The organism is Williamsia muralis (genome assembly GCF_051487485.1).
Taxonomy (GTDB): Bacteria; Actinomycetota; Actinomycetes; order Mycobacteriales; family Mycobacteriaceae; genus Williamsia; species Williamsia muralis_B.
In genome coordinates, this window is record NZ_JAHVCV010000008.1 from 186,997 (window position 1) to 200,737 (window position 13,741).

General features: G+C 66.5%; 14 protein-coding genes and 1 tRNA gene. 8 read left to right on the top strand and 7 right to left on the bottom strand.

The genetic code is table 11. The features are described from left to right. Positions 1–5: 5 nt before the first annotated feature. On the bottom strand, positions 6–773 hold the full coding sequence (locus KXR83_RS21305; protein ID WP_437426537.1) for an SDR family NAD(P)-dependent oxidoreductase: 768 nt from the start codon (positions 771–773) through the stop codon (positions 6–8). A 69-nt stretch (positions 774–842) separates the two neighbouring features. Here KXR83_RS21305 and KXR83_RS21310 point away from each other — a divergent pair, with 69 nt between their 5' ends. After that, positions 843–1,958: an ROK family protein gene (locus KXR83_RS21310; protein WP_437426538.1), complete on the top strand. Its 1,116-nt coding sequence runs from the start codon at positions 843–845 to the stop codon at positions 1,956–1,958. Between the two features lie 30 nt (positions 1,959–1,988). Then, a complete protein-coding gene (locus KXR83_RS21315; RefSeq protein ID WP_437426539.1) occupies positions 1,989–2,813 on the top strand; it encodes a transglutaminase-like domain-containing protein in 825 nt (274 codons plus the stop codon). On the opposite strand, the gene KXR83_RS21320 is transcribed toward KXR83_RS21315, so the two are convergent. The 5 genes from KXR83_RS21320 to KXR83_RS21340 form a co-directional block, all read right to left on the bottom strand. After that, a complete protein-coding gene (locus KXR83_RS21320) occupies positions 2,801–3,022 on the bottom strand; it encodes a hypothetical protein (protein ID WP_437426540.1) in 222 nt (73 codons plus the stop codon). The genes KXR83_RS21315 and KXR83_RS21320 overlap by 13 nt on opposite strands. Before the next feature lie 43 nt (positions 3,023–3,065). After that, positions 3,066–5,624, bottom strand: coding sequence for a trehalose-phosphatase (otsB, locus tag KXR83_RS21325; RefSeq protein ID WP_437426541.1), 2,559 nt, complete (start codon positions 5,622–5,624; stop codon positions 3,066–3,068). A gap of 73 nt (positions 5,625–5,697) precedes the next feature. After that, a complete protein-coding gene (locus tag KXR83_RS21330) occupies positions 5,698–7,185 on the bottom strand; it encodes an alpha,alpha-trehalose-phosphate synthase (UDP-forming) (protein WP_116917789.1) in 1,488 nt (495 codons plus the stop codon). Positions 7,186–7,188: 3 nt separating this feature from the next. Then, positions 7,189–7,356 carry a hypothetical protein gene (locus tag KXR83_RS21335; protein ID WP_189339114.1) on the bottom strand — a complete coding sequence of 56 codons (168 nt, stop codon included), beginning with the start codon at positions 7,354–7,356 and terminating at the stop codon, positions 7,189–7,191. 17 nt (positions 7,357–7,373) lie between these two features. Next, positions 7,374–8,891: a threonine/serine ThrE exporter family protein gene (locus KXR83_RS21340; protein ID WP_437426542.1), complete on the bottom strand. Its 1,518-nt coding sequence runs from the start codon at positions 8,889–8,891 to the stop codon at positions 7,374–7,376. Positions 8,892–8,898: 7 nt separating this feature from the next. Between KXR83_RS21340 and KXR83_RS21345 the strand changes: the two genes are divergently transcribed. Then, positions 8,899–8,970, top strand: a tRNA-Thr gene (locus KXR83_RS21345). Positions 8,971–9,195: 225 nt separating this feature from the next. On the opposite strand, the gene KXR83_RS21350 is transcribed toward KXR83_RS21345, so the two are convergent. Then, positions 9,196–9,858 carry a class I SAM-dependent methyltransferase gene (locus tag KXR83_RS21350; RefSeq protein ID WP_437426543.1) on the bottom strand — a complete coding sequence of 221 codons (663 nt, stop codon included), beginning with the start codon at positions 9,856–9,858 and terminating at the stop codon, positions 9,196–9,198. Between the two features lie 115 nt (positions 9,859–9,973). Here KXR83_RS21350 and KXR83_RS21355 point away from each other — a divergent pair, with 115 nt between their 5' ends. The 5 genes from KXR83_RS21355 to KXR83_RS21375 all read left to right on the top strand — a co-directional run bounded on the left by KXR83_RS21355 (position 9,974) and on the right by KXR83_RS21375 (position 13,700). Continuing rightward, on the top strand, positions 9,974–10,576 hold the full coding sequence (locus KXR83_RS21355; RefSeq protein ID WP_437426544.1) for a helix-turn-helix domain-containing protein: 603 nt from the start codon (positions 9,974–9,976) through the stop codon (positions 10,574–10,576). 99 nt (positions 10,577–10,675) lie between these two features. Further along, the gene (locus tag KXR83_RS21360; RefSeq protein WP_437426545.1) at positions 10,676–10,912 is read left to right on the top strand and encodes a hypothetical protein; all 237 of its coding nucleotides are present in this window, start codon (positions 10,676–10,678) and stop codon (positions 10,910–10,912) included. Further along, entirely contained in the window at positions 10,909–11,901 is a 993-nt protein-coding gene (locus KXR83_RS21365) for a serine hydrolase domain-containing protein (protein ID WP_437426546.1), read from the top strand. The genes KXR83_RS21360 and KXR83_RS21365 overlap by 4 nt, the downstream gene beginning before the upstream one ends. 21 nt (positions 11,902–11,922) lie before the next feature. Beyond that, a complete protein-coding gene (locus tag KXR83_RS21370; RefSeq protein ID WP_437426547.1) occupies positions 11,923–12,792 on the top strand; it encodes a LysR family transcriptional regulator in 870 nt (289 codons plus the stop codon). A 35-nt stretch (positions 12,793–12,827) separates the two neighbouring features. Next, positions 12,828–13,700, top strand: a complete 873-nt coding sequence (locus KXR83_RS21375; RefSeq protein ID WP_437426613.1) for a serine hydrolase — start codon at positions 12,828–12,830, stop codon at positions 13,698–13,700. The last annotated feature ends 41 nt before the right edge of the window (positions 13,701–13,741 follow it).

Sequence of the window (13,741 nt, forward strand, 5' to 3'; positions counted from 1 at the left end):
AAGATCTAGCCGGTCTTGATGTTCCGGCGTGCGGATGCCTGATCCCGTGGTTTGAGCAGGATCGTGTCGAGGTTGACGTGCGGAGGCCGGCTGGCCACGAAACCGACCACCTCGGCGACGTCGTCGGCGGTCAGCGGTGTGAGCCCCTCGTAGACGGAGTCGGCCTTGGCCTGGTCGCCGTCGAATCGGACAAGTGAGAACTCGGTCTCGACCATGCCGGGCTGGATCTCGGTCAGCCGAACCGGTTTACCCAGCAGCTCCGGCCGGAGCGTTCGATGCAGGAGTGCCTGGGCGTGCTTGGCCGAGGTGTAGCCGGCACCGTTGTCGTAGGCCTCGATCGCCGCGATGGACGTGATGGTGACGATGAGTCCGTCGCCTGATTCGATCAGCTTGGGCAGCAGGGCCTTGGTGATCCGCAAGGTGCCCAGCACGTTGGTCTCCCACATCCAGCGCCAGTCGTCGAGGTCCGCATCGGCGACGGTGGCAAGCCCCTTGGCCCCACCGGCGTTGTTCACCAGAACCTCCACGGCGGGCACCTGGTCGCAGAATTCCTGGACGGATGTGTCGTCGGTGACATCGAGGGCGATGGCGGTTCCGCCGATCTCGGCGGCGAGGGCATCGATGCGGTCCACCCTGCGGGCGCCGACGACCACGTGATAGCCCTGAGCGGCAAGAACTCTGGCGGTTGCCTCGCCGATGCCCGAACTTGCACCGGTTACTACGGCGACCTTGCGTCCGCCAGGGTTGGACTCTGGGCTGCCTGCAATTGTCATGGCCGACAGTCTAAAGCTGTGGTGCCCGGTAGATTTCTCCAGCATGGGACCAGGACGCGGGAGTCGACTGTGAACACCCGATCCCGGACCACGCGGACCGTGTCGTTCGAGCGCGGCGACGGCGCGGCGGCGGTGGTCCTGCGTGCGGTGCGCACCGAAGGCCCGGTGACACGCGACCGTCTGCCGTCGGCGACCGGGCTTTCGGCAGCGACCGTCAACCGGCAGCTGCAGGCGCTCGAGCGGCTCGGACTGGTACGCGAACGACCGGATCTGATCGCGGCCGGGGCCATCGGCCGACCGAAGATCCCGCTGACGATCGACCGAGACCGGTTCTGCGTGATCGCCATTCACATCGGTGCCCGGTCCACACTCTTGGTGGTCGCCGACCTCGGTGGCCGATTGCTGCAGACCGCCGCGATGTCGACACCCACCGGACCCGTCGGGCCGGCCCTCGCGTTGATCGCCCGACGGGCTGCGCTGGAGGCGGCGTCGTTCACCCACCGGGTCCCTCTCTGGGCCGGTGCTGCCGTCGGCGGTGAGGTCTACGACGACGGCAGCGTCGACCATGCGCAGCTCGGATGGCGGCGGGCCCCGGTGGGGCAGGTGCTCTCCGACGAGCTGGGTCTGCCGGTGTCGGTCAGCCCTCACGTGCAGGCCATGGCCGCGGCCGAGTTGCTCCTGGCCGGGTCAGGCGACAGTTCGGGCGTGGACCTTCTGTTTTACGTGCGTGAGACGGTGGGGCTGGCCACCACGATCGACGGCCGGGTGCAGCGACGGCCGGGGAACATCGGCCATCTTCCGGTCGCGGCCCCGCTGCTGTCTGGTTCCGCCGACGCGAAGTTGCAGGATGTGGTGGGTCGCAAGGTCTTCGACCAGGCTGTCGCCGCGGGGGCGAACGTGAACGACGTCCTCGATGAGCGGGCACGGGTGTTGGGCGAAGCGGTCGCGCTGGTGCGAGACCTGATCAATCCCGACCGGGTGGTTCTCGCGGGCCAGGTGTTCGCCGAACACCCGCACGGGTTGGCGCCGGTGCAGGCCGCTTTCGACGCCGCGAGCACGTTGCCGCCGATGGAGTTGTCGCCGCCGCGGTTCGGTGCGCGGGTGCAGGAGGGTGCCGCGATGGTGGTGTCGCTCGGTGCGATCTACGCTGATCCCATCGGAGCCTTGCAGGACGCGAGGGTATGACGCGACTTCCGGAAGGACCCTCCACCGCACATGGCCGACCTTGATCCCCAAGCCCAGCGCGATGTATCGATGTACCTCGACGTCGCCGTGAACGCCGCCACCGAGATAGAGCTACAAGTCGCGGTCGCCCGGATGCCCGGGCTGGATTTCTCCGACGAGTTGTCGATCACGCTGAACGGCAACACCATTGTTCCCGACGAGATCATCAGCGACAGCGGGAACCGGATTCACTGGATCCATGCCGAGCCGGGCAATCTCTACGTCCAGTACCGCGCCCGCGTGCTCGGGCAGGCTGATCCTGCCGGGGTCGACCGTTTCGATCCGTCGCTGTACCTGAGGCCCAGTCGCTATGCGGAGGCGGACAAGTTCTTCGGCTTCGCGGCCGGGCAGTTCGACACCACCGCCTCTCCGGCTGATCAGCTGGTCGCGGTGACCGACTTCGTGCGACAACGCATTTCGTACATCTTCGGTGCCAGCGACCCGATCGACGGTGCTGCCGACACCTTGATGTCGGGGGCGGGCGTGTGCCGCGACTTCGCGCATCTCGCGGTCGCATTGTTGCGCGCCTTGGGAATTCCGGCCCGGCTGGTCGCGGTGTACGCACCGGGCCTGTCGCCGATGGACTTTCACGCGGTGGCCGAGGCGCTCATCGATGATCGCTGGGTGGTGGTGGACGCCACCGGGCTGGCGCCGCGGCAATCGCTGGTGCGCATCGCGACGGGTCGCGATGCCGCCGACACCGCGTTCCTCGACAACCACGGGGGAGACGTCGTGCTGAACAGCTACCAGGTCAGCGCGGTCGTCTCGGGCGATCTGCCCCTCGACGACCATGCGGAGCAGGTTCAGTTGCGCTGATCGCTGCCTGCGCCGTCGATCACCGGGACCGTGGTCTGACGTACGACCGCCACGACGGTGAGGTGCATCGGGTGAGGTGGCCGGGCGGCGTCGCCGACCCCGGGTTCTCCGGTGCCGGCGACGATGCCGGACAAGCCAGTGGGAATCGTCTGGTGTGCCGCGGTGCGTAGCTCATGCGACAACAGTGCTCGGCGGTGCTTGGCGATCACTTGGAACCGACTTGGCGCCGCCGACGCCGGATACCGACGCTAGTCAAACCCCGAGCAACCTCGCGCAACGAAGTAACCCGATGTGGCTGTAGGCCTGCGGATGATTACCGAGGGACCTTTCGGCGACCGGGTCGTACTCTTCGGACAGCAATCCCGTCGGACCGGCGGCCTTGACCATCTGATCGAACAGGGCCTCGGCATCGTTGCGACGGTCGATCAGCAGGTAGGACTCGATCAGCCAGGCCGCACACAGGTGGAACCCACCTTCGCCGCCGGGCAGGCCGTCGTCGTGGTGATACCGGTACACCGTTGAGCCGCTGCGCAGTTCGGCCTCCGTTGCGTTGACCGTCGCGGTGAATCGCGGATCGGACGGATCGATCAGACCCGACAGACCGATGTGCAGTGTGGCGGCGTCGAGATCGACGCCGTCGTACGCCGCGGTGTACGAGCGCGCGGTGTCGTTCCAGCCGTCGCGCAGGACCTGGCGGGCAATGGTGTCGCGCAGGACGGGCCATCCGAGTTGCACCTGACGGCCGAACTCGTCGCCGAGCTTGAGAGCCCGGTCCACGGTCATCCAGCACATCACCTTGGAATAGACGTGGTGTCGTGGATTGCCGCGGATCTCCCAGATGCCGTGGTCTGGTTCGGTCCACCGGCGTTCGACGGCATAAACCATGTCGCGCACCAGATCCCAGTCTTCGTCCCTGAGGGGTTTCGGATCGCCGGCTGCCTTGCGTGCGTGCGAGAGGGTGGAGATCAAATCGACGATCGGGCCGAACACATCGAGCTGCACCTGCTGGTTGGCGGCGTTGCCGACGCGGACGGGACGCGATCCGGCGTATCCCGGCAGTGAGTCGATCACGGCCTCGGGGGGAAGGCCGGTGCCGGCCAGTGTGTAGAGCGGATGGAGCCACTCGGGGCCGGTGACCGTCCCGAGCACCTGGTGCAGCCAACCGAGGTAGTCCTCGGCCTCGGTGTACGAACCGACCGAGACCAACGCGGACGCGGTCAACGCGGCATCACGCAGCCAGCAGTAGCGGTAGTCCCAGTTGCGGACTCCACCGATCTCCTCGGGCAGTGACGTGGTGGCCGCCGCCATGATCGAGCCGGTGTCGGCGTGCACCAACCCGCGCAGGGTGAGCGCCGAACGCTTCATCAGGTCGCGTTTTATGTTGGGCAGGTCCAGGGTCTTGGCCCAGTCGCTCCAGTAACTCTCGGCCGCGGCGCGACGTTCGGCCTCGGGCAGCGAATGGGCTTCGAGATCTTCGGTGCCGCAACGCAATTCGAGGACGATCTCGCCGCCGGACGGATCGATCACCGCGGTGGCCGTCTGATGGTTCCGCTCGCTCTCGATCTCCCAGGTGACTCCGGGCGACCGGAGGACCAGCGGTTCGTTGGAGCCGAGGACGCGCAAACCCTCGTCGGACGTCTCGATGCGAACGGCCGCCTGCCCGAACTCGGGCCGGGGCGCGAAACGGACATGCACCGGGACATCGCCGCGGATGACCCGGGTGAGGTCGGTGCGGCCGACCGGGACATCGTGGGGCAGATAATCGGTGACCTCGAGTCCCGCCCACCGGGTGCGGACCGTCATGGTGCTGTCGATGTAGCGCTGGCTGAGCGGCAAGGGTGCCGCCTTGCCCGGCTCGATGGGCGGCCCGACCGCGAACTCGCCGGCCTCGTCGGTGCCCAGGAGGCTGCCGAACAGTGCGGCGGAGTCGGGTTCGGGATGGCACATCCAGCAGATCTTGGCGTCGGGCGTGACGAGGGCGACGGTGCGCGGCGATGCGAGCATCGTGAGTCGCTCGATGGGGACCGCATTGCCACCGCGAAGCCAGGTGCGTCGCTCCTCGACGAGGAAGGCCAGCGCTGTGGCGACCTGTTCGGTGTCGTCCACGCGGTAGGAGGCCAGCGAGTCGCCCTCGCCGACCTTGACCCCCAGATCGGGCCCGTGTAGTCGGAGGAATGCCTTCTCGTCGGTGACGTCGTCGCCGAAGAAGACCGCGGCGCTGGCCCCGGCCTCGTGACGCAGGATGTCGAGCGCCTGACCTTTGTCGGTGATGATCACGGCCAGTTCGATGACCGACTTGCCCTCGGTGACCTGAACCCCGTCCCAGGTGGCCGGTCCGGTGCGGGCGCGATGCAGCGCGGCGTCTGCGTCGGTCTTGGAGGCGTTGCGCACATGCAGAGCGGTGCTGGCCGGCTTGGCCTCCACCGTGACGCCCTCGTAGTCGGCCGCGATCGCACGGAACTCGACGACGAGGGTGTCGAGCAGTTCGTGGGCGGCCGGGGTGATCTCGTGAACGAAGCCGATGTCGAACTCGCTGCCGTGACTACCGACCAGATGCACCTCGGCAGGCAGTCGCGACAGGGTCGCCAGGTCGCGTAGGGCGCGGCCGGAGATCACGGCTGCGGTGGTGCTGTCGAGCTCGGCCAGCGCGCGCATGGCGCGCACCGAGTCGGTGTTGGGGCGGGCGTCCTCGGGCCTTGAGACGATCGGGGCCATGCAGCCGTCGTAGTCCGAGGCGACCAGCAGCCGGGGCATACGTGCGATGGTTTTGAGGGCGCGACGCAATTCCGGGTCGAGGTCTTGTGCACTCACTCAGCGAGTCTAAGACCGTCGACCCCTGTGGCGTCCAATCCGTCCTGCCATGGACCGATAAATGCTGCGTTCGTCACACTTCTTCGACCAGATCGATGCGGCGGTCGCCGCTCGACATGGTCTCGGGGTCGGCACCGAGTGCTCCGAGGAAACTCTCGGCCCACCGCTGCACGTCATGTGCGAGCACCTGCCTGCGCAGCGCTCGCATCCGGCGACGCCCCTCATCCGGGTCTTGCTCGAGGGCGGCGACGATCGCGTTCTTGACACCTTCGGTGTCGTACGGGTTGGCCTGGAATGCCTGACGCAATTCGGCTGCCGCGCCGGTGAACTCACTGAGCACCAACGCCCCGCCGAGGTCACTGCGGCAGGCGACGTACTCCTTGGCGACAAGGTTCATGCCGTCGCGCAGCGGCGTGATCAGCATGACGTCCGCGGCCACGAAGAACGCGATCAGGTCTTCGCGCGGAACCGGCTGGTGCAGATATTGGATGACCGGGTGTCCCACGCGTCCGTAGGTGCCGTTGATGTTGCCCACCAACTGTTCGATCTCGCCGCGCATCTTGATATAGCTGTCGACCCGCTCGCGGCTGGGCGTCGCCAGCTGCAACATGGTGACCTCGTTGGGGTCGACCCGGCCCTCTTCGAAGAGTTCGGACAGCGCCTGCAGACGGACGTCGATGCCCTTGGTGTAGTCGAGGCGGTCGACACCGAGCAGCACCTTCTTCGGGCTGCCCAGCTCCTCGCGGATCTCGACGGCGCGCTTGCGGATCTCTTTGGTCTTGGCCTGGGTGTCGAGCTCGCCGGAGTCGATCGAGATGGGGAATGCACCCACCCGGACCGTGCGGAAGCCGACCTGGACGACGCCGAACTTGGAGCGGACGCCGACCTGGCCCTTGGACGTCGCTTGTCCGGCCAGCCGCCGGGCGAGGTACAGGAAGTTCTGGGCGCCGCCGGGTAGGTGGAAACCGATCAGGTCGGCGCCGAGCAGACCCTCGATGATCTCGGTGCGCCACGGCATCTGCATGAACAGTTCCACCGGCGGGAACGGGATGTGCAGGAAGAATCCGATCCGGAGATCGGGGCGCAGCATGCGCAGCATCTTCGGTACCAGTTGCAACTGGTAGTCCTGGATCCAGACCAACGCGCCCTCGGCGGCCGCCTCGGATGCTGCCTCGGCGAACCTGCGGTTGATGGCGACGTAGCTGTTCCACCACGTTCGGTTGTACTCGGGTTTGACGATGACGTCGTGGTACAGCGGCCACAGGGTGGCGTTGGAGAAACCCTCGTAGTAGTCGGCGATCTCCTGCGCGCTCAGTGATACGGCGTAGAGCTGGAGTCCTTCGACCTCGGGGTGTTCTGCGGCGTCGGGGACACCCGACCATCCAACCCACGCACCCGTCTGCGACCGCAGGATCGGTTCCAGGGCGGTGACCAGACCGCCCGGACTGCGCTTCCAGCGCACGGTGCCATCCGCGAGCGTCTCTTTGTCTACCGGCAGGCGATTCGCGACTACAACGAAATCGGCGCGGGTATCGGACTCATTCGATCGCTGCGGAGTCACGAATCAGGCTTCGCCCGGCGCGATTCCGAGCATTGCCAGCAACATCCGGCATTCGTCGGCGTCGGTGGCGTATGCCGCGACAACGCGTCGCGCGGAATTGGCGGTCTCGTCGGCGACGGGCTCCAGATCCTCGTCTGCGAGGTCAGTCTTGTCGCTGGTCTTGGCAGGCATGGCGCCATAATACCTGTTCAGTTTTGTCCGTCGGTCACGCCGGGGCGCGCCTGGATCTGATGCATCGGCTCGGTGGCCGCGTCGGGATCGGCCTCGGGTTCTTCGGTCAGACGACCGGGCCGAATGGCCGAGCGGGCGGTCAGCAGAACCCGTGTCGGTTTGGTGGGGATACGAGGCCGTCGCAGGGTGCGTGCGATGAACTCGCCGAGGGTCACACCGGCCGCCAGACTCACGCCCGTACCCACCGCGGCCGCCAAGGCTGTGAAGCCGTCCACGGTCTGGTCGCCCAGGATTCCGTAGAGGCCGCGGTAGATCGCCAGACCTGGGAGCAGCGGCGTGATGCCCGCGACCGCGACCACAAGTGGCGGGGTCACCGCTCGGCGGGCAAGCAGACCACCGACCAGCCCGACCAGGGCTGCGGCGAATCCGGCGGAGATCACCGAGCCGATGCTGAAGTGTTCGGCGGCCGCGACCACTGCGGCTCCGAGGGCACCACCGAAGAAGGCGGTGGAGAGTGCGCGGCGCTCGGCGTAGCTGGCGAGCGCGAAGGCGGCCGCGGCCAGACCGCCTGCGACAACGCGCGTCGGAGTGGTGGCCAGGTCGAATGACGTCGAGGTGGTGATGGTCGGAAGATAGATGCCCGTGCCTTCGAGGGCGCGGATCGCGATACCGACACCACTGATGATGCCGCCGGTCATGATCATCAGTTCGAAGAACCGGGCGGCTCCGGTGATGGGCGCGCCGGTGATGGCGTCCTGCACCGAACCGACCAGCGACAACCCGGACAGCAGCACGATGACGCCCGCCGCGATGACCTGTGAGGGAGCGATGTCGACGCCGAGGGTGTCCTGATACTGGAACACCAGCGCGGCGGGGATCACCGCGATGAAGCCGCCGGTGACCTGCTGGAAGAACAGCGGCGTGCCGATCTTGTTGAGCAGTCGATTGGTCCGGTCGATCACGGCGGTGGTGATGAAGGCGACCACGGCGACGAGCCAGCCACCTCCGAGGAGCACCGACAGCGACGCCGCCATCGATGACCAGGCCAGAGTGGCTATCCAGCGACGGTACGGGTGCGGCGCGGCGATGATCGAGTCGATGACCTCATGCGCTTCGCCGGGATCGATGGCGCGACTGCGGATCTTGCGGACCAGGCGGTCGACCGCCGCCAGTCGGGTGAAGTCGAGTGAGCGGTAGTGCACCGTCCTCATCGCGGTCACGGGCGGCATCGACGCGCCACGACGGGCACTGACCCAGATGGTGTTGTACGTGACGTCCACTTCACAGTTCTCGACGCCGTACATGCTCGCCACGAACCGCACCTGGGTCTGGGTGTCGATCGCGCCGGTTCCGGAGTCGAGCAGTACCGCACCGACCTTGATCGCTAGATCCAGTACTTCGGTGACGGCGCCATCGTCGGTGAGGTCGATCGGCCGACGTGGGGAAACCGCCGGTTCGAACGGTTCGATGGTGTCGATCGTCGCTCGGTGGTTCCCGACGAGGCGGCCCGCAAGAGTCGCGATATACTCGCGCACGCAGTTTGCCTCCTTAGCTCAGTGGTAGAGCACTCGCCTTGTAAGCGAGCGGTCGTCAGTTCAATCCTGACAGGGGGCTCCGACGATCCGGGTGCCCCGACGGGGGCGCATCGACCTCCCGGGGACAGGGTAGGGCGACCACCTGAGGACCACCAAAGTCGCCAGATCTCCCGGTCCGACGATGAACGTGAGAGTGGTCCGGGTCACCCGAAATGTGGTTCCCCTGAAGACGTTTCCCATGGAACATGTGTTCCGCCTGTTCGGCTGAGCCTGCTTCAGATATGGAGGCGCCGCGGCTGCGGCCTCATCTGCGACGAACCGCTGCGACCACCACGTCGTGGAGCTGAACATCTCGCCCGTCGGGCCCGGTGATCGACCGGTGTGTTTCGCGCGCGGTCGAGATATCCCATTCGGTCGGGTCGAGCTGCGCGGTGATGTCGGCTGCGCGCACCGAGGCCGACTCCGGCGGCTGAGTCTCTGCGTCGTGATGTCCGTGGTCGGCATCGTGCGAGGCGGTCGTGCCGTGGTGGTCGTGGTGGAGGTGCCCGACGATGAACAGCATGCCGCCGGGGGAGACCCACTCGGCGATGCGGCGGTAGAAGTCGAGCTGCGGTATGGCGGGGTGGGCGTAGTGCGTGGTGACCAGGTCGTAGGCGGCTTCGGGTTCCCAGGTGGACAGGTCGGCCTCGACCCATCGCATCTGATCGGCAACCCCCGCCTGCGCGGCTTTGCCGGCAGCGCGGGCCAGGGCCTCGGCGGCGATGTCGGCGCCCGTCACCTGCCAGCCACGCGTTGCCAGCCACACTGCCTCGGTACCGCCGCCGCACCCCGCGTCGATAGCGGTCCCGGGCGTCAGGCCCGCGACCTCGTGTGTCAGGTGTGGGTTGGGTGCGCCGGCTGCCATCGCTGTGGCGCGGTCGCCTTGCCAGATCTCATCCCAGTACTTCTTGTCGAACGAGTGCGTCATTGTGCTCTTTTCTCGGGTTGTCGGTGCCGGCTGCTCGGTGGCATCGGATCGCTTGATGGTGCGGTGGCAGCGGGCGTGACCGCAAGGTTCGTTGCCGAATGGCAAAATGCGGAACATGAACGCTTCGATCGACCGCACTCTTGATGCCGTGGGGCCGCGGCTCAAGCAGCTTCGACAGCACCGCGACCTCACCTTGATCGATCTGGCCGCAGAGACGGGCATCTCGACGAGCACTCTGTCCAGACTCGAGGCCGGCCTACGGCGGCCGACACTGGAGCAGCTGTTGCCGCTGGCCCGGGCGTATGGGGTCACGTTGGATGAGCTCGTCGACGCTCCACCGACCGGAGACCCGCGAGTCAACATGCGTCCGATTCCTATAGGCGACGGTTCCACCGTGGTTCCGCTGACCCGCCGGCCAGGGGGCATACAGGCGTACAAGTTCGTCTTGCCCGCCGGACGCGACGACGTCGAACCGGATCTGCGAAGCCATGAGGGTTACGACTGGGCCTTTGTTCTCAACGGTCGACTCCGGCTGGTACTCGGCGAGCACGACCTCATCCTCGAGCCCGGTGAGGCTGCCGAGTTCGACACCCGCACCCCGCATTGGTTCGGTGCGACGAGCTCCGGCCCGGTGGAGTTCCTCAGCCTGGTCGGCAAACAAGGGGAACGTGCGCACGTGCGTGCTGCGCCCAGACGCCAGGAAACCGATCATTCGTGAGCAGCCCGTGGGTGCGCCGTGATCGGATCGCCGAGCCAGGTGGTACCGCGCGTCAACCTGTGTTGACTCTTCGGAGTGAGGTCAACTACGGTTGACCTCGTGACGGGGAATCGAATCGTGGAGTTGGCCAACGCAATCGACACCGATGATCCTGTCTCGGGCCTCGCGGCGACCGTCCGTCTGCGAGCAGAACTCGAACGAACCGAGAGTGTTCTGGTGCGCAGAGCGCGTGTCAACGGCGTCACCTGGGCGCAGATCGCAACGATCTTGGGTGTTTCCAAACAGGCGGTTCACAAGAAGTACAGCGCTCGAAGTCTCCTGGGAAGGCACACATGACCGCAATGGATCGCGACGCCACGCTGGGTTCGGAGATCCGTCGGCGTCTGGGTGGGCGTCATCCGATCGTCGCGGCGGCTTCAGTTGGTCCCCACGGGCTGTCACTGGCGACCGCAGGGGCCACCACCACAGCCGACCTGGAGATCGGCTCGATCTCCAAGGCGCTCACCGGACTGCTGTACGCAGATGCGTGCTCGCGCGGCGAGGTGACACCCGAGACAACGTTGGGAACGCTTCTTCCGTTGCCGGACAGGGAGATCGGCGCGATCACACTCGGATCGTTGAGTACACATCGATCCGGACTGCCTCGGCTGCCCGCGGGCATGAACCCGCTCCGTCGCACCGTGCAGATGTGGACGCATGGTGCCTCGCCTTACGGTGAGACCCTCGAGGAGCTCCTCGCGCAGGTACGCAACACCACGCTGAAGTCACCGAAGGTGAGGTACTCCAATCTCGGTTTCGAGCTACTCGGGCATGCAGTGGCACAGGCCGCCGGCCAGAGTTTTCAGACGTTGTTGGGTGATCGTCTTGCGCGGCCGCTCGGACTCGAGAACACCTACGTCCCATACACATCGGCCGAATTGACCTCGGACGCCGTGGTCGGACGAAGCCGGTTCGGCCGGGTTCAGCAGCCTTGGACGGGGGAGGCCGTCGCACCCGCGGGCGGCGTCCGTGCATCCATCGCGGACATGGGTCGCCTCGTTTGCGCTCTGCTCGACGAATCTTCCCCGGGCATGGCAGCTCTCGACCCGGTTGCCAAGCTGATGGGTTCTGCGCGCATCGGTGCCGGCTGGATGACCCTTGACGTGAAGGGCCGAAAGATCACCTGGCACAACGGAGCAACGGGCGGATTCGCCAGTTGGATCGGGGTGGACCGTGCCGCGGGGACAGGCGTGGTGATCTTGTCCGCCACTGCGGCCTCGGTGGACAAGCACGGGTTCGCCTTGCTGCGAGAACTCAGCGACGATTCACCGCCTCGCCCGGACTGATCAACGTGTCACAGTGGTGACGTGGATCTTGTCAGGCATCTCAGGTTTTTCGTCGCCGTCGCCGAGGAGGGTCATTTCGGGCACGCTGCCGCGCGCCTGCAGATGACCCAGCCTCCCGTGTCGCAGGGCCTGCGTCGCCTGGAGAAGGAACTCGGGGTGGAACTGATCCGCCGGAGCACCCAGGGCGCCGAGCTGACCAGCGCGGGCCGGGATCTGCTGCCGCGGGCACGTGTGCTGGTCGATGACGCCGAACGGTTCGTCGGCGAGGCCCGTCGACTTCGGGGGCACCACGATGTCCTGAGATGCGGGTTGCCGAGCGACCTCGACCCTGCGATCGCGGCCGCGTGCGCTGTCTCCCTCGGCCGCCTGCGCCCCGACCATCACTTCCGGATGACCACCGCGTCGATCATCGACCTCGTCAAGGATGTCCGCGCCGGTCTCCTCGATTGCGCAGTGGTGGAACACCCGTCCGTGGTCGAAGGTCTTGATGCGGGACCGGCCGCCCGGATACCCCGAACCTTTCTGGTGCCTGCCGATCACCCGGTGGCCAAGGCAAAGAAGCCGACGGTCCGGATGCTCGACGGGCTGGCCTGTGCCCATGCGCCGCGGGCCACCAACCCACCGGCCTTCGACCTGCTGATCGACACGCTGCACGTGCGCGGTCTCGATCCGGTTGTGCTGCCCACGCATTCGGCAGGTGAACTGGTGGCAGCAGTGGCCTGCGGGGAGGCCTTCGCTCTGACGACGGGCACCTCACAGGTCCGCGGCGTCAAGCGCGTTGTGATGATCCCGGACGACGTGGCGTTGCGCCTGCGCACAGTTCGTCGCCCGGGCACGGCCCAGCCCGCGGTCGACGCCATCGAATCGGCTCTCTGGAAGCTCGCGCGGTGAGCGGACCGGCTCAGGATGCGGACGCGTCGAGGCTGATGACAGAGGTCTTCGCTGATGCCGGATGCGCCGGATGGGTACACGCCAGGACGATCGGCCGGGCGGTCGAACGGGAATTCGGCTGGGGGGAAGATGATCCGGTCGTGATGGCTTCGGTCTACAAGCTGCCGCTGTTACTAGCCCTGTGTGACCTGGCCGAGACCGGGCAGATCGATCTGACGTCCACGGTGGTGGTCGACCCGTCGGATTGGGCGGTGGGGCCCACGGGTATCGCAACCCTGCACGACCCGGTGACGTTGAGCTGGCGTGATCTGGCCGTACAGATGATGGTGATTTCCGACAACGCAGCAGCCGACGTGATTCTCGACCGGGTGGGACTACCGCGGGTGCAGGAGAAATTGGATGCGCTCGGGCTGACCGAGACCAGGGTGGTCGGCGGCATGGCAGAACTGCAACAGCAACTGGTCCGGGAGACGGGCACCAACACTGTGGTGGAGGCTTTCTCGGTGCTTGCCGACGCAGACCGGACGATGACCGTCACGGCCTACGACCCGGCGCTTGCCAGCGCGACGACGCCCCGCGACGCCACACATCTGTTGCACCTCATCTGGACCGATCAGGCGGCATCGTCACAGATAAGCGACTTCGTTCGGGCAACGATGCGTAAACAGGCGTGGCAACAACGTCTTTCGTCGGGATTTCCGTTGGGCGTGGCGACCATCGCGGGTAAGACCGGCACACTCGGCGCCATCCGCAACGAGATCGCTGTTGTCGAGTATCCCGGTGAACATCCGATCGCTGTTGCCGTGTTCACGCTGGCAGCCAGAGCTGAACTGTCGCTGCCGACGGTGGAGGCAGCCATCGGGCGAGCTGCGCGAATCGCGGTGACAGCAGTGCGAAGCCCGCTCTGACACTGCGATCGTCACGGGCTCTGCCACGGCCGATAGCGATT